The 17754-nt window shown below is 34.1% G+C and carries 14 protein-coding genes and 1 tRNA gene; 10 read left to right on the forward strand and 5 right to left on the reverse strand.

Going from position 1 to position 17754, the window contains the following annotated elements; all coding sequences use genetic code 11:
* Positions 1-6: 6 nt before the first annotated feature.
* The 3 genes from ACXAFS_RS09995 to ACXAFS_RS10005 are packed head-to-tail and all read left to right on the forward strand — an operon-like array spanning position 7 to position 2250.
* Positions 7-471 (forward strand): TspO/MBR family protein, encoded by a 465-nt coding sequence (locus tag ACXAFS_RS09995; RefSeq protein WP_475306710.1) that lies wholly within the window; start codon positions 7-9, stop codon positions 469-471.
* 11 nt (positions 472-482) lie between these two features.
* On the forward strand, positions 483-944 hold the full coding sequence (locus ACXAFS_RS10000) for an SRPBCC family protein (protein ID WP_475306712.1): 462 nt from the start codon (positions 483-485) through the stop codon (positions 942-944).
* Between the two features lies 1 nt (position 945).
* Complete coding sequence (locus tag ACXAFS_RS10005; RefSeq protein WP_475306714.1) at positions 946-2250, forward strand: cryptochrome/photolyase family protein; 1305 nt, start codon at positions 946-948, stop codon at positions 2248-2250.
* Positions 2251-2429: 179 nt separating this feature from the next.
* Here the strand turns inward: ACXAFS_RS10005 and murA are convergent, their stop codons facing one another.
* From murA to ACXAFS_RS10020, 3 genes are all read right to left on the reverse strand, one after another.
* Positions 2430-3746, reverse strand: coding sequence for a UDP-N-acetylglucosamine 1-carboxyvinyltransferase (murA, locus tag ACXAFS_RS10010; protein WP_475306715.1), 1317 nt, complete (start codon positions 3744-3746; stop codon positions 2430-2432).
* A 6-nt stretch (positions 3747-3752) separates the two neighbouring features.
* Positions 3753-4394 carry a DUF4290 domain-containing protein gene (locus ACXAFS_RS10015; protein ID WP_331810200.1) on the reverse strand — a complete coding sequence of 214 codons (642 nt, stop codon included), beginning with the start codon at positions 4392-4394 and terminating at the stop codon, positions 3753-3755.
* 88 nt (positions 4395-4482) lie between these two features.
* Positions 4483-4776 carry a DUF493 family protein gene (locus tag ACXAFS_RS10020; protein ID WP_138434207.1) on the reverse strand — a complete coding sequence of 98 codons (294 nt, stop codon included), beginning with the start codon at positions 4774-4776 and terminating at the stop codon, positions 4483-4485.
* A 91-nt stretch (positions 4777-4867) separates the two neighbouring features.
* Here ACXAFS_RS10020 and ACXAFS_RS10025 point away from each other — a divergent pair, with 91 nt between their 5' ends.
* From ACXAFS_RS10025 to ACXAFS_RS10045, 5 genes are all read left to right on the forward strand, one after another.
* Entirely contained in the window at positions 4868-5407 is a 540-nt protein-coding gene (locus ACXAFS_RS10025; RefSeq protein ID WP_475306717.1) for an AAA family ATPase, read from the forward strand.
* Between the two features lie 2 nt (positions 5408-5409).
* Positions 5410-7302, forward strand: a complete 1893-nt coding sequence (locus tag ACXAFS_RS10030) for a RecQ family ATP-dependent DNA helicase (protein WP_475306719.1) — start codon at positions 5410-5412, stop codon at positions 7300-7302.
* Positions 7299-8258 (forward strand): methionyl-tRNA formyltransferase, encoded by a 960-nt coding sequence (gene fmt / locus ACXAFS_RS10035; RefSeq protein WP_475306720.1) that lies wholly within the window; start codon positions 7299-7301, stop codon positions 8256-8258. The genes ACXAFS_RS10030 and fmt overlap by 4 nt, the downstream gene beginning before the upstream one ends.
* Before the next feature lie 196 nt (positions 8259-8454).
* Positions 8455-8727 (forward strand): HU family DNA-binding protein, encoded by a 273-nt coding sequence (locus ACXAFS_RS10040; RefSeq protein ID WP_076620986.1) that lies wholly within the window; start codon positions 8455-8457, stop codon positions 8725-8727.
* A gap of 130 nt (positions 8728-8857) precedes the next feature.
* Positions 8858-9412 (forward strand): YqgE/AlgH family protein, encoded by a 555-nt coding sequence (locus ACXAFS_RS10045; protein WP_475306722.1) that lies wholly within the window; start codon positions 8858-8860, stop codon positions 9410-9412.
* On the opposite strand, the gene ACXAFS_RS10050 is transcribed toward ACXAFS_RS10045, so the two are convergent.
* Positions 9409-10263 (reverse strand): aminotransferase class IV, encoded by an 855-nt coding sequence (locus tag ACXAFS_RS10050; RefSeq protein ID WP_475306723.1) that lies wholly within the window; start codon positions 10261-10263, stop codon positions 9409-9411. The two genes, ACXAFS_RS10045 and ACXAFS_RS10050, sit on opposite strands and share 4 nt — an antisense overlap.
* A 67-nt stretch (positions 10264-10330) precedes the next feature.
* Positions 10331-10723: an START-like domain-containing protein gene (locus ACXAFS_RS10055; RefSeq protein WP_076620980.1), complete on the reverse strand. Its 393-nt coding sequence runs from the start codon at positions 10721-10723 to the stop codon at positions 10331-10333.
* 130 nt (positions 10724-10853) lie between these two features.
* On the opposite strand from ACXAFS_RS10055, the gene ACXAFS_RS10060 reads away from it, so the two are divergent.
* Positions 10854-10927: transfer RNA gene (locus ACXAFS_RS10060), tRNA-Met, on the forward strand.
* A gap of 392 nt (positions 10928-11319) precedes the next feature.
* Positions 11320-17673, forward strand: a complete 6354-nt coding sequence (locus ACXAFS_RS10065; protein WP_475306724.1) for a DUF8202 domain-containing protein — start codon at positions 11320-11322, stop codon at positions 17671-17673.
* The last annotated feature ends 81 nt before the right edge of the window (positions 17674-17754 follow it).

A 17754-nucleotide genomic window follows, 5' to 3' on the forward strand; every position in this document is an offset into this window, starting at 1 on the left:
TTAGCATTGAACAAAATCACATATTTCATTCTGTTTTTAGCCATCAACTTTGGTGGCTTAGCACTCGGTAGCTGGTTAATGAACAATGGACCAACATCCGAATGGTATATCAATTTAAATAAAGCACCTTGGACACCTCCTGGTTGGGTATTTGGTGTTGCATGGTCTCTGATAATGCTTTGTTTTTCTTGGTATTTAGCAGAACTTTTTAGTGATAGAAAATCTAAATTCTTGTGGATGGTGTTTGGGTTTCAAGTGCTTTTAAATGTCGGTTGGAATTGGGTATTCTTCAATCAGCATTACACGTTGCTAGGCCTTGTATTTATAACTGCCTTATTACTGGTTATACTTTATTTTTTTGTCACCTTTAGAAGCGATAGACTCAAATACGCTAAGTACCTATTATTACCTTATTTGATTTGGATATGCATTGCCACATCACTCAATGCTTATGTTGTTTTTTACAATTAGAATAAATAAAAATGAAAATATACAGACTACATACTAAACAAAATCTGCCAATTTCTGTAGATGAAGCTTGGGAGTTTCTATCGAGTCCCAAAAATTTAAAAACTATCACACCAGATTATATGGGTTTTCATATTCTTTCTGGTGCAGACAGGCCAATGTTTCCTGGACAGATAATTCAATATATCGTTACACCTGTACTTGGAATTAAAACTAAATGGGTTACAGAAATCACCCATGTTAAAGACAAAGAATATTTTGTAGACGAACAACGATTTGGACCATATTCGCTCTGGCATCACAAACATTTCATAAAACCTATTGAAGGTGGTGTAGAAATGGAAGACATAGTAGATTATAAAGTTCCTATGGGTATCTTAGGACAATTGGTACACCCAATTTTAGTAAAACCAAAACTTGAAGAAATTTTTAATTACCGAACTAAAAAGCTAGAAGAACTTTTCGGAAAATATTAATATGAGCAAAACAGTAAATATATTTTGGTTTCGAAGAGACCTAAGATTAGACGACAACGTAGGATTTAATGAAGCCTTAAAAGGAGATTATCCTGTTTTACCTTTATTTATTTTCGATTCTGAAATTTTAGATAAACTACCGAAAAATGATGCTCGCGTTACTTTTATTCATGAAACGTTGCAAGAGATGCGAAATACGCTTCAGAATAATCATAACAGTAGCATAGCAATATATCATGGCAAACCATTAGACATTTATAAGCAAATCACTGATGAGTTTGAAATTAATACGGTCTATACCAATCATGATTACGAACCTTATGCTAAGGAACGTGATGAAGAAGTGCAATCTTATCTAGAATCACAAAATATAGAATTTAAAACCTTTAAGGATCAGGTCATATTCGAAAAAGATGAAGTAGTAAAAAAAGATGGAGATCCTTATGTTGTGTACACTCCGTACATGCGAACTTGGAAAGAAAAATTCAAGAGTATTGATTTAAATATTTATTATACCAATTCTTATTTAGATAATCTTATTGAGCATACTCGATTAGCAAACTTAAGTTTGTCTGATATTGGTTTTCAAAAATCAGATCAAGAAATAGCACAATATGATGTTACACCAACTTTGATACAAGAATATGAGGCTACTCGAAATTTTCCTGCCAAAGATGGAACTTCACGTTTGGGACCTCACCTGCGATTTGGTACAGTAAGCGTCCGTAAAATAGTAAAAAAAGCGATTGCGGAAGACAACGAAATATTTTGGCAAGAGCTGATTTGGCGCGAGTTTTTTATGCAAATTTTATGGCATTTTCCACATACAGTAGATAAGGCATTCAAATCAAAATACGATAGGATTGAATGGAGAAATAACGAAGACGAATTCAAAAAGTGGTGTGAAGGAAAAACCGGTTATCCTTTAGTTGATGCTGGAATGAGAGAGCTTAACGAAACTGGCTTTATGCACAACCGAGTACGCATGTTGGTTGGCAGCTTTTTGTGCAAGCATTTACTTATAGATTGGCGTTGGGGAGAAGCCTACTTCGCAGAAAAGTTACATGATTACGAAATGGCGAGTAATGTTGGCAACTGGCAATGGGTTGCTGGATCTGGCGTAGATGCTGCACCATATTTTAGAATTTTTAATCCTACATCTCAGATTAAAAAGTTCGATAGTGATCATAAATACATTAAAAAATGGGTTCCAGACTATCAAGAATTAACGTATCCTATACCTATGGTAGATCATAAAGAGGCGAGAGAGCGTTGTTTAGCTACGTACAAAGCAGCTTTAAATTAATTTCAAGTTAGACTACAATAAATTGAAAACCTATACGTTACAAATTTTAAGACGTATGTCTTAACAGAAATAACCATTTCAATAAACAATTTTAAAACCCTGAAGATTTTCAGGGTTTTGTTTTATAAAAAAGCTTCAAAGATTATTTGAAGCTTTTGATGTCTTACAACTTATATGTCCTAATTACCAGGTACACGCTCTATCTTAGCTCCAATAGCTCTAAGACGTTCATCTATATCCTCGTAACCACGATCTATCTGTTCTATATTATGAATGATAGATGTTCCTTTAGCAGATAATGCCGCAATTAACAATGAAATACCAGCTCTAATGTCTGGAGACGTCATCGTTGTTGCTTTTAATTGTGATTTAAAATCGTGCCCTATAACCGTTGCTCTGTGTGGATCGCAAAGTATAATTTTTGCTCCCATATCTATCAACTTATCTACAAAGAATAAACGGCTTTCAAACATTTTTTGATGTATTAAAACCTCTCCTCTTGCCTGAGTGGCTATTACTAAAACAATACTTAGTAAATCTGGTGTAAAACCAGGCCAAGGCGCGTCTGCAATGGTTAATATAGATCCATCTATATAATTCTGAATTTGATAACCATCGGTATGTGCAGGAATATGAATATCATCCCCTTGCTGCTCTACAGTGATTCCTAATTTTCTAAATACAGATGGAATTTGTCCCAAATCATCCCAGCTAACATCTTTTATGGTAAGCTCACTTTTAGTCATGGCAGCTAAACCTATCCAACTACCAATCTCAATCATATCTGGCAGCATTTTATGTTCAGTACCACCTAAACGTTCTACACCGTCAATAACGAGCATATTAGAACCAATACCAGAAATTTTGGCACCCATTCTATTTAACATTTTACACAACTGCTGTAAATAAGGTTCGCAAGCAGCATTGTAAATTGTTGTTTGACCTTTTGCTAAAACAGCAGCCATAACAATATTTGCTGTTCCTGTAACAGAAGCTTCATCGAGTAACATGTAAGTTCCTTTTAACTCCTCTGCTTCTACTCCATAGAAATAGTCTTCTCTATTATATCTAAACTTAGCACCAAGATTTATAAAACCTTCAAAATGGGTATCTAAACGACGACGGCCAATCTTATCACCTCCAGGTTTTGGAATATAACCTTTACCAAAACGACCTAATAATGGACCGACAATCATAATTGAACCACGTAACCCTTTACCGTCTTCTTTAAACTCTGCAGATTCTAAGTACTTTAAGTTGACTTCGTCTGCTTTAAAACTGTATGAGCCTTTACCGAGTTTTTCAACCTTTACTCCTAATTTCTTTAATAAGGCAATCAGCTTATTAACATCGATAATATCTGGAATATTATTAATTGTAACAGTCTCTGAAGTTAACAATACTGCACAAAGGATTTGTAAGGCTTCGTTTTTGGCACCTTGTGGCTTAATAGCCCCTTTTAATTGGTGTCCGCCTTCAATTTTAAATGTACTCATTTGGTATTAGTAACGTTTACGATTGTTAGAATATTTCTTTTTAGATTTTTTGCCACCTTTATTGCTGTACTTAGATTTTGTACGCATTAAACTAGAAGAATCACTAAGATCTTCTTCACTATTCTTTAGGTTAATTTTACCATTAGACAATTCATACAAATGATCAAAAATCACTGTGTCCTCTACACTATCCTTATTCCAATTTAGATAACATTTTTTCATATGATTAGCAATAGTGTAAATCAATGCCTCTTTCATATCTCCTTCTTCCCAAGTACATGCAACGTCTATCATGGTTTTTATATTATTACCATAAAAACGATACTTTGGATGATTCTGTGGGTATTTTAGAGGATCTGGACCTGCAGTTAATTCTTCTCGCGATGGTTTTGGATAAGGTGAATCAGCATCTAATTCAAAATCTGACATAATGAATAACTGATCCCATAACTTATGCTGAAAATCTGGCACATCTCTTAAATGTGGCTGTAGATTTCCCATTACAGAAATAATGGCTTTTGCTAATTTATTTCGTTCTTCTTTTGTCTCGCGTGTTTTAGCATGATTAATCATCTTTTGTAAATGACGACCATACTCAGGAATTATCAAATGTTCGCGTTCTGTGTTGTATTCTAAATTATCAATCAAAATGTAAAAATGTGTAGTAAATTATATAAACCCGAAGTTTCTAGGTTTTGTCGCAAAGTACAAAAAAATAGCTAGGTTCAAGGAAATTTTATAGAGAAATTACTCCTTCAACTTTTTCACCTACTTCCTTATATTTGGCGATAACTGCATCAGGATTTTTCATTCTTACATTAACGGATACACTAGTGTATTTACCATTCTTGGATGGTCTTGTATTAATTACTGCACCTGTATGATTAAATAGTGCCTTAACTTCTTCTATTTTTGAAGTCTCAGAAATGACTATAAATTTATATAAATATTCCGTTGGCCAAAGTGCTGTATCTTGTAATTGTGACTTTAGCTTTTTGTAAAATTCTTCCGATTTTTTATTCTTATCCATTATCGATTTTTATTAATGCAAAGATACATCTTACTTTACATTTTTGGTTTTAATTTTTTATCACGATTTTTACTGCAAAAATACTGCCAATTTGAGTCCTAAGAAAATCGTTATTACAGGTGGTCCTGGTACCGGAAAATCATCAATAATCAATCATTTAAAACATCGTGGTTTTTTGTGTTATGATGAAATCTCTAGAGAAGTCACACTACAAGCAAGAAAAGATGGGATAGAACAACTATTCCTAACAGAACCTTTGCTGTTTAGTGAAAAACTTTTAGAGGGCAGATTAAGGCAGTATAATGAAGCCTCTAACGAGTCTGTCAACACTGTTTTTTTAGACAGAGGTATACCAGACATTTTGGCTTATATGGATTATATAGGTGACAAATATCCTCAATATTTTAGTGATGCCTCACAAAACAACCGATACAATTATGTTTTTGTATTAGCACCATGGCAAGAAATTTTTACAAGCGATAGTGAGCGCTACGAAACCTTTGAACAAGCTATAGAAATACATCACCACCTTTTAAAAACTTACATGAGATTTGGCTATCAACTTATTGATGTACCGTTTGAAACTATAGAAAAAAGGACCGATTTTATCCTAGAGGTCTTAAATTTGTAGTAATGCATCCTATTGAAGTTTTAGAACGGTATTGGAATTATACGTCTTTTAGACCCTTACAGGAAGACATTATCAATTCTGTATTAGCAAATGAAGACACCTTTGCTTTGCTACCAACTGGTGGTGGAAAATCAATTTGTTTTCAAGTTCCTGCACTTATGAAGGAAGGTATTTGCGTTGTGGTTTCACCGCTTATTGCCTTAATGAAAGACCAAGTAAATACCTTAAAACAAAAAGGCATCAAGGCTATCGCATTGACTTCTGGCATGTCTTACAAAGATCTGGACACGCAACTAGATAATTGTATTTATGGCAATTACAAGTTTTTATACCTTTCACCAGAGCGTTTACAGCAACCATTAGTACAAGAACGTTTGCAACTTATGCAGGTAAATTTAATAGCGGTAGACGAAGCCCATTGTATTAGTCAATGGGGAAATGATTTTAGACCAGCTTATAAGCATATTTCAATTTTAAGGGAACTTCATCCTCAAGTTAATTGTATAGCGTTAACCGCATCTGCCAAATACAGTATTATAGACGATATTGTTTCCAATTTAGATTTTGTTGCACCAAAAATATTTAAAGCTTCTTTTACACGAAAAAATATTGCATATCAGGTAGTTGAAACTGAAGACAAATTATTTCAGTTAAAACATACATTAGGTAAAAATCCAGGAAGTTCTATAATCTATGTTAGAAATAGACGTGCTACAAAAGACATAAGTAACTACCTAGAGGCGCAAGGTTTTTCATCTACTTTTTATCATGGTGGTATTACAAACAAAGAAAAAAATGAACGGTTACAATTGTGGCTAAGTGAGCAGAAACTCATCATGGTAGCCACCACTGCTTTTGGTATGGGAATTGATAAGCCCAACGTAAAAAACGTTATACATTATAATTTACCAGAAAGTATAGAAAGTTATTATCAAGAAGCAGGAAGAGCCGGTAGAGATGGTCAGTTAGCAAATGGCATAATACTAAAACAGAATATTGATGAGGAGCGTTTAAAAAATCAATTTTTGAGTACTTTACCATCTTCTGACTACGTAAAGAACATATACAAAAAGCTATGCAACTATTTTCAAATAGCTTATGGTGAAGGAGAAAACAGCACGTATCAATTCGATTTTAAAACATTTTGTAGTACCTATAAACTAAATCCTAGCATTACATATAATACACTTACAGTTTTAGACCGCAACTCCATCATAGCCCTAACGCAGCATTTTAACTTTAGGACTAAGATTCAGTTTTTGATTACCAGCAACGCTTTATTCCAATATTTAGAGCGTCATTTAGAACTCAATACCTTAGTTAAAGTGTTACTCCGAACCTATGGTGGCATTTTTGATTACGACACAAAAGTGAATCTTAACTTGGTCATTGATAAAACTGGGTTACCTGAAAAAAAAGTGCTTCAACAATTACAACTATTAGAAAAAGACGAAATTATTAGTCTTGAAATGGCAAATACGGACTCTGAAATCACTTTTTTAAAGCCTCGTGAAGATGAAATAACTATAAATCCTATAATTAAAACTATAAAGCAACAATACCAATTGAAGCATCAACAGGTTGAAGCTGTTATAAATTATGTAAATAATGATAACGTCTGCAAAAACAGACAATTGCTAGGATACTTTGGCGAAAAATCGAAAGATAATTGTGGGATCTGCTCGGTTTGTACTAAGAATAAATCAAACCATGAAATTAATTCCGCAAATCTAACCCAACAAATACTTATAGCTTTAGAACAGGAAGATTTATCTTCGCGCCAATTATTAATGTCCTTAAACTGTACTGAAAGTACATTAATAGAAGCTCTTAAAACACTCATTGAAACCAATAAAATTAAAATTACAGACTCAAACACTTACAGACTACTATGACTGAAAAACGCGATTTAAGAATTGTTTTTATGGGAACTCCAGATTTTGCAGTTGCCACTTTAAAAGCACTTTTAGAAAATGATTATAATGTGGTTGGAGTAATTACAGCTCCAGATCGTAAAGCTGGTCGTGGTCAAAAATTAAAGGCATCAGCAGTAAAAGAGTTTGCATTAAAACATAACCTGAATATTCTTCAACCTACAAACCTTAAAGCAGAATCTTTTATTGAAGAATTAAAAGCACTTAATGCCAACTTGCAAATTATTGTTGCTTTTAGAATGTTACCTAAAGTCGTTTGGCAAATGCCTGAATATGGTACATTTAATCTACACGCATCTTTATTACCGCAATACAGAGGTGCAGCTCCAATACATTGGGCTATTATTAATGGTGAGAAGAAAACTGGAGTCACCACATTTTTTATAGATGAAAAAATTGATACAGGAGCCATAATACTTAGTGAAGAAACAGATATTAGCGAGAATACTACAGTTGGAGAGCTACACGATGAACTCATGACTATAGGAAGTAAACTTGTAGTGAAAACAGTACAACTTATTGAAAAAGGAAATGTAACAACAACCATTCAGCCAAAATCTGAAGATTTAAAAACCGCCTATAAACTTAACCGTGATAATTGTAAAATAGACTGGTCGGAAGATTTAGATACCATATATAATAAGATAAGAGGATTAAATCCTTTTCCAACAGCTTGGTGTTACCTAGATAATAATGAAGAAGATTTATTATCTATTAAACTTTATGGTGTAGAAAAAGAATATGCAACTCATAATTTTGAAGCAGGATTAATTTTTTCTGATAAGACAGAACTAAAAGTTTCATGCCAAGGAGGTTATATAAAAGTAAAAGAAATGCAGTTACCTGGTAAGCGAAAAATGGATACAAAATCACTTTTAAATGGTTTTGAATTCTCTAAAAACGCTAAACTTCTGTAAAGCCTTGTTATTATTGAGATAGTGAAAAATCCGATAAAATGCATTGCTTTATTAACAAATAGCATGATTTATTAACAAAATCGCCGATTTCCCTTGCTATTACTTGCGTGACTTAATATTACTGATAAATTTGTGTACGGATTTTTAGAAATCACTTTTTAAAAACCGAATATTTAACAATTTAAATTTAAAATTTATGAACAAAACAGATTTAATCAATGGTATGGCAGAGAATGCTGGAATTACTAAAGCAGCTGCAAAAAAAGCATTAGATTCTATGTTAATTGACATTGAAGGAGCTTTACAAAAAGGAAACAGAGTTTCTTTAGTAGGATTTGGATCTTGGTCAGTTTCTAGAAGAGCTGCTAGAGATGGAAGAAACCCTCAAACTGGTAAAACTATCAAGATTAAAGCTAAAAATGTAGTGAAGTTTAAGGCTGGTTCTGACTTAAGCAACGCTGTAAACTAAGACATTTTTTTCTTAAAATATTAAGCCTGCTCAATGAGCAGGCTTTTTTTTGCCTTAATTTTAGAGCCTTTAAGTTGTTTAAGTGGCAAAAATATTCTAGATTTAATTAAGATTTAGAGGATTTTTAAAAATGATTAAACCCGAAAAAGGCAGTTTACTAATTGCAGAACCATCCATAATCGGTGATATTTCTTTTAACCGAGCAGTGATTCTTTTAGCAGATCACAATGCTCTAGGTTCTGTTGGGTTTATATTAAACAAACCTCTGGAATACAACTTAAAAGACCTCATAGAAGGTACAGACTCAGACTTCACTGTTTATAATGGTGGCCCTGTTGAACAGGATAACTTATACTTTATTCATAAATCACCAGAATTAATCCCAAATAGTATAGAAATATCTAACGGTATTTTTTGGGGTGGTGATTTCAATGTTGTTTTAGATCTTATAAATAGTAACAAAATAACTAAAGATGATATTAGATTCTTCTTAGGTTATTCTGGTTGGGCAGAGCAACAATTAGATGATGAGTTAGAATCTAACGCTTGGCTCGTCTCTGAAAATATCTACAACAATGAGATTATAGCAAAGTCATGCAATTCATTTTGGCGTGAGAAAATGCTAGAACTTGGTGGAGAGTATAAAATATGGTCTAATGCACCTGAAAATCCAAGCTATAATTAAGCACCTAATCTTATTTTTGCATTCAATTTATCAACAAGTTTTTTTGCAAAATCGTTGTCGTAAGTTTTTTTACGGTATTTTGATATAGGTACAATGCCCTTTATAACATTTGTTATAAATAACTCATCTGCTTTTTGAAGTTCAAAAGGGCTTATTGAAGATTCTTCAGTATATAATTTAACATCCTTAGATAATATTTCTAAAACTTGCTTACGCATCACCCCCTTAAGACAACCATCTTCAAGTGGTGGAGTTTTAATTTTATCGCCTTTAACTAAAAATAAATTTCCGTTTAAAGCTTCTATCACAGATTTATTGGTGTTAAGTACTAGGCAGTTTTCCAAGTCATTTTCCTTAGCATATATACTTCCCATTACCTGAATTGCTTTATTGTTGTTCTTTAAACCAGAAAGTAAACCAGGTGCAATAAAGAAGTCTTTATATAAATCTACTTCATAGGTTTGCCCATCTTTAACTGAATAAAAAGGCTCATTAAAAGTTTCTGCTATAATATTGAAAGTTACTGTAGAAGTTTCATCAGGTAAATATTTACCACCTTCGCCTCTATCAACATTTAATCTAACCCTCGCAGAAGAATTTAATAAATTGTTTGCATCAATCGTTTTTAGAATTTCAGATTCTAAAAATTCCATAGTAAAGTTCATAGGAATATCCATACGCATTATACGCATAGATGCCATAAGTCTAAAGTAATGATCTTCCCAAAAAAAGATTTTACCATTAACTACTTTTAGAGTTTCAAAAAGTGCATCGCCATATTTATAACCTCTATTTTCTGAAGTGGAAAAAGATTCTGTAGAGTTTATAAGGCTTCCATTAAAATTTACCATAAAAAAAGTCTCGATTTAGTGTTAAATTAAACCGAGACAAAGATATAATAGTTGAGTTAGTTACTGGTTATCGTGAGCCTAAAACTTGTTTAAGGCTTGATATTTGATTATCCCAAAGCATTTTGCCTTCATCGATTTCATCTTCTTCAGCAAAATCTGTTATCATAAGAGACACATCTTTGGTAATCTCATCTACTTGAATTCTAATTTCAAAATAGTAGCTTGCACCATCTTCTTCGTCACTCAGCCAACGGAATTTTACACGTTCTCCACTTTTTTTAGTTAGCAATTTAGCCTGTTCTTCAGAGCCATCCCAAATGAATGTAAATAGTTCGCCACGTGAATTTACATTGTCTGCAAACCACTCAGAAAGTCCAGAAGGTGTAGATATATATTGGTATATTAAAGATGGAGATGCTTGTATCACAAACTCCATTTCGTATTTTTCTTTATCGTCCATAGAAGCATTTAATTATTTGCTCAATATATGCAATTATGATACAATTCAAAACTTTCAGTAAAAAATATTTTTTTAGAATGTATTGTTTGTTGTACTAGATTTTGTTTATATATTTGCAACCGCAAAAAATGGCGAGGTAGCTCAGTTGGTTAGAGCGTCGGATTCATAACCCGGAGGTCTCGAGTTCAAATCTCGATCTCGCTACAAAATAAAAAACCTAACACTAAGTGTTGGGTTTTTTTATAAACTTCAGCGAAAAAAATACTCCAAAAAAAAGCCTATTAATATAATAAGGAAGGTAAGCTGTAAGTATGTTTATATTCAATAAACCTGTACTTTCCATAAAAGTCTTAGATTTTGTTAATCCAACAAAAACACTTTATATCGCCAACTAATATCTTCACTTAAGAATATATTCTATAGAAATTCCAAACTAATAATTAGATTAGTTAAATTAAAAAACACATTATTTATAACTATTTGTTTTTTAAGTGTTTACAATTTACAATGTGCATTTCATCGATTTTTTTTGCATTTTATAGAATATAAATCTATGTTTGTAACATAATTTTAGTCCCAACTAAACTTAACCGCTTATGAAAACTTTTACTCTAACCTTAAAAGGTTGTGCTTTATTTTTATGTACAATTCTTTATAGTTTACAAGTTAATTCCCAGACGTGTGGTACAACAATAACAAGTTATCCATACTCCGAAGATTTTGAATCTGCAACTACTTCTTGGACACAAGACGGAGGAGATGATCTAAATTGGATCAGAGACTCTGGAGGAACACCATCAGGTGGTACAGGACCAAGTTCTGGTAATGGTGACACATGGTATAGGTATGTAGAATCCTCTACAAATGGTACTGGATTTCCAAATATGGTTGCTAATTACGAAAGCCCATGTTTTGATTTAACTTCAGAAACCAATGCATATTTTAACTATAGTTATCATATGTATGGTGCTGCTATGGGTACTTTAAATATAGATGTAAGTACAGATAATGGTTCCACTTACCCAACCACCTTAAGAACATTTTCAGGCGATTTAGGAAATGCATGGAATACAGATACCATTGATCTCACGGCATATGTGGGACAAACGATAAAATTAAGATTTAATGCAACTACTGGCACAAGCTATACAAGTGATTTTGCAATTGACAATTTAAGCCTTACTACATCACCGAGTTATTGTACCGCTTCTGGTAACACTACTTATCAAACCGGTATTACCAATGTAACTTTTGAGTCTATCAATAACTCTGATGGCCCAACAAAAGATAACGGCTATGAAGACTTCACAGCAACTGATATTGCTACAGTAACCCAAGGTGGTACAGAGACTCTAAGTGTAAGTGTTAATACTGACGGTAATTACACTGTACATGCGTTTGCTTGGATAGACTGGAATCAAGATTATGACTTTAATGATCCTGGTGAAGCATATGACTTAGGTAGCGCTACAAATGTAACAAGTGGTACTACTAACCTGTCACCACTAACCATAAATATTCCTGCTGGTGCTACTATTGGTACTACCAGAATGCGTGTTGCTGCAAAATATAATGCCGATCCTACAAACTGTGAAACAGGTTTTGATGGAGAGGTAGAAGATTACGGCATTATCGTAAATGGAGGTGCACCTGCACCAGAAATAAACATACAAGGAAATGGTACAAACATTGTTGATGGTGATACAACTCCTGCAGTTGCTGACGACACCGATTTTGGTAATGTTGTAACAGCAGGTGGTACTCAAACACATACATTTACGATTCAGAATACAGGAACACTAAATCTTAACTTGACTGGAGGATCTCCTTATGTCACAATATCTGGAGCAAATGCAGCAGACTTTAGTATAGCCGCTATACCTTCAACTCCAATAAGTGCTAGCAGTTCTACTACTTTTCAAATTACTTTTGACCCAAGTGCTGACGGATTAAGGACGGCTTCTATTTCTATTGCAAATGACGATAGTAGTGAAAATCCGTATAATTTTAATATTCAAGGTACAGGTTATACACCTGCTCCAGAAATCAATATTCAAGGTAATGGAGTAACAATTGCTGATGGTGATGTAACACCTACCACAGCAGATGATACTGAATTTGGCGCCATCTCTGTAACTGGTGCAACTGATACTAATACATTCACTATTCAAAATGTTGGAACTGCAAACCTATCTGTGGGCACAATAACTATTGGTGGAACTCATGCTGCGGATTTTTCGGTAACAGCATCTCCTGCTGCTTCTGTATCTGCTTCTGGCAGCACTACTTTCAACATTACATTTGACCCAAGTGCTGTAGGCTTGAGAACTGCCACTGTTAGTATTGTTAATGGTGATAGTGATGAAAACCCTTATAATTTTAGCATACAAGGCTATGGTATTACTCCTGGTGTTTGTACATCAACAGTATCTAGTTTTCCATACGAGGAAAACTTTGAATCAGGTTTTGGTTTATGGACGCAAGATATTAACGGCTTAGACGATGATTTCAATTGGTCTAGAACAAATGGTTCTACACCAACTGCTAATACTGGCCCAAGTGCTGCACAAGATGGAAGTTTTTACATATTTACTGAAGCTGACGGCAATACAGGTACTACAGCTCAATTAACGAGTCCTTGTTTTGATTTAACCAGTGCTACAAATCCAAGATTTACATTCTTTTTCCACATGTTTGGTGGATCTATGGGTGACTTGTATGTAGAGTTAAGTACAGACAACGGTCTTTCGTACCCAACTACATTATTTTCACAGGTTGGCCAGGTACATACTTCTACCAATAGTTCTTTTACTGCTGTAAGTGTTGATCTTAATGGTTATGTTGGACAAACTATAAGACTTAGAATTAGAGGTCTCGCTGGTGCTGGTACAACTAGTGATATGGCGATTGATATGATAACTGTTACTGATGACCCAACCCCAACAACAGCACCTGGTGGTGTTACAACTGATTTGGCATTATGGTTAAAATCTGATGATGGCCATAGCTATACAGACGGACAGAATGTAACAGCTTGGGTAGATCAAGGTTTAGGTTCTGATGCAAGAGTACAAGAAACTGCACAGGCACCAACATACTATGATAACGCAACTAGAAATGTCAACTTTAATCCAGTGATAGAATTTGATAATACGTACTCTACCTTTACTAAAGATACCGATTACTCTCATGATAGTACAAGCTCAGAATTCTTATCTGGTGATTATGGATACTTTACACAAGAAGTATTTATCGTTCTAATACCAGACGAAACACCTGTAAATAACTCATTTGGATTTATGGATGTATTCTGTAGCGATGCACACTTAGATACACCTGCAGAAGATGCTACTGGTATTGGTTTTGGAGATTACTCTGGTAGAGTTAGTGGTGAAATTATCATTTATGCTCATGATTCTTACACAAGTACTGAAAGTGGTGATGGTTATGCAGTTGCCGAAATTGGCACTGGTTCTAGCTATGACAATGTAGGTATCATAAATACAAGGAATAATACAGGAAACACCCAACAAGAATTGTATTACAACGCAAATGACATTGAAACAAATCAAAATGACATTGCTGAGTACATGAATACCAGTGACTCTAGATGGTGGATTGGACGAAGTGAAGGTTGGGAAGCATCATTAAATGCAAGAGTTGCTGAAGTTATTACTTATTCTTCAAGAAAAAATGACACAGATCTTACTCAAGAAAGAAACAGAATTCAATCCTATTTAGGTATTAAATACGGTATTACACTTGGTGTTAACGGTACATCGCAAGACTATGTAGATAGTGATGGAACAGTAATCTGGGATCAATCTGCAAATGCCGGTTACAATTATGACATTGCTGGTATTGGTAGAGATGATGCTTCAGAATTAAATCAAAAACAATCCAGAAGTGTTAATAATGCTGCAGATGGAACTGGCCGTATCGAAGGTATTCTAACTATGGGATTAACCGATATTTATGATACTAATAATATCAACAAATCTACTAACCCAACAACATTTAATGACAAGGAGTTTTTAATGTGGGGAAATAATGGTGTAGACTTAAACTTAGCGGCTTCTGTTATTTCGGTAAACATGAGTGCTGGTATAACACCAAGCTTAAATACAGATGTTACTTTTACTGGTATGCAACGTATCTGGAAAGTTGTTGAAAACGGTGGAGACATCCCAACAGTTAAAGTAAGAATTCCACAAAACGCCATAAGAAATATATCACCTCCAGGTAGTTATTACATGTTTATATCTAGTACAGGTGTTTTTGACCCTACTGCAGATTATAGAGTTATGACATCTGATGGTAATGGCAACTTAGAAACTGAGTATGATTTTGATGGTACAAAATATATCACATTTGGTTACGCACCACAGGTTGAAGTTGTACGTTCGGTTTACTTTGATGGATCTGTAGATTATATAGACGTAGAGGACAACTTAGATTTAGATCCTTCTGGCTTTACAATTTCTGCTTGGATAAAACGTGATGCTACTGATAGTGGTACAAAATCTATTTTATCAAAAAGAAACACTTCATTTTCATCTGGTTATGACTTGAGAATTCTTAACAATGATAGAATTCAAATGATGTGGCGAGATGGAGGTTTTCAATCAATATCATCGTCGACAAGCATTCCCGATGATGAATGGCATCATGTCGCAGCAATTTACGATGGTAGTACTATATCTATTTATATAGATGGTGTTTTAGATAATTCCGCAAATAGAACTGCACCAACAACAACTAACCATTCATTTGTAATAGCAGCAGCTGGTAAAGGCACAACAACACAACATTTCCAAGGAAATATTGACGAAGTACGTGTATGGAATACAGATTTAACAGAAGACCAATTACGTTTTGTAATGAATCAGGAGATTGATGACAATTCCGGTCAAGTAATGGGTAAAATATTACCAACTTCTATTACTAAAAACGACATTAATGCTGTTCCTTGGAGTGATTTAGCAGGCTACTACCCTATGTCTGTTTATACATATACAAACACAGATGATGCTTCAGGAAACGGTAATCAAGGTGCCTTAAGAAATCTTGATACTGTAGACAGACAAACTGCTCCGTTGCCATACGAGTCAGCTCAAAATGGTGATTGGGATACTAACGCTACTTGGACAAACGGTACTGTACAATACATGCCAGGTACTGCATCTATTGTAGATGCCAACACAACTATAGATTGGAACATTGTTAGAACATCACACAATGTAACCATGGATAATAGTGCATTACCATCTGGTAATAACGAAAACAGAACTGTACTTGGACTTTATGTTGATGCTAATGAATTAACATTAGATGGTGATAATGCAACTAATGCAGGTAATGGTATTACCGTATCACACTACCTGAGTTTAACAGGTAAGATTGATTTAGAAGGTGATTCGCAATTAATTCAGACTGAAGATAGCGACCTGTTAGTTGACACTAATGGAGAACTAGAAAAAGATCAGCAAGGTACTGCAGACACTTACACATACAACTATTGGTCTGCACCTGTTGGTGATGTAGATATCGCAACCAATAATTATCGTTATACAGTACAAGATGTAATGTTTGATGGTACAACTTCTGTTAATTTCTCAAATTCAGGATATGATGGTAGTGCTTCTACTCCAATAACAATTGCTGATTACTGGATATGGAAATTTGCTAATCTAACCAGTGACGATTACTCTGCATGGCAACATGTAAGACGTACTGGAAACATTTTAGCTGGTGAAGGATTTACTATGAAAGGTCCAGCAACTGGTGGTATTTTAGATGACCAAAACTATGTATTCTTAGGAAAACCTAATAATGGAGATATTAGTCTAACTATTAACATTAATAATGATTATTTAGTTGGTAATCCTTATGCTTCTGCCTTAGATGCTGATGAATTTATTCTTGATAATCCAAATACAACTGGAGCTCTTCAGTTCTGGGAACATTGGGGAGGTGGATCTCACATCTTACAAGAATACCAAGGTGGTTATGCTATATACAACCTTTCAGGTGGTGTGCCAGCACCAGCACCAGATCCAGATGTGGCACAAGTTGGTGTAGGTACTAAAACACCAGGTAGATATGTACCTGTAAGTCAAGGGTTCTTTGTAACTGGTATTAGTAACGGAAACATAACATTTGAAAACGATCAACGTGCGTTTGTAAAAGAAGGAAGTGCATCGTCTGTTTTCATGAGAACTACAAATGCTTCTAATAACCAAAATAACGAAGATGTAGATGACAGAATGAAGTTTAGAATTGGTTACAGAGCTAGTAATACAATGCACTTACAGAGAGAGCTTTTATTAACTATTGACGAAAACACAACAGAAGGTGTAGATTGGGCATACGATGCACATCTAAACGAAGATCAGACAGATGATATGTTCTGGATGATTGATGGTGAGAAGTTTATCATTCAAGCTAATGATAATGCTAATCTAAATACAGTTTATCCTCTAGGTGTAAAAACTAGTGCTGATGGCATAAGTACGTTTACAATCAATGCTCTAGAAAATGTACCTAATGATGTTAATATTTATTTACACGATAAATCATTAAATCTATTCCACGATTTAAGAATAAGTGATTACGAAATATTCTTAAATGAAGGTGAATACTTAGATCGTTTTGAAATCGCATTCAAAATTACTGCAGGTTCGCTTGGAATTGATGATGAACACTTAAACAGCATAGACGTATTATACTCTAACGACAAAGAGAAAATTGTATTAATAAATCCTAACCTGATAGAAGTAAAATCTATAGAACTATTTAATATGCTCGGACAATCTGTCCACAGATTTGAAAGTATTTCAGAGAGCGGTTACTCTGAATATGAAGTTAAGAATTTAAGTACTGGAACTTATATCATTAAGTTATATACTGTAAGCGGTTCAGTATCGACTAAGAAGGTTTTAGTAAAGTAATTTTTGCCCCAAATCTTAAATCTTAACCACGAAAAAGCCCTGAAGTATTCAGGGCTTTTTCTATTTTATATGTTTCTAGTT

It is taken from the genome of Winogradskyella sp. ABM4_392 (assembly GCF_056160445.1).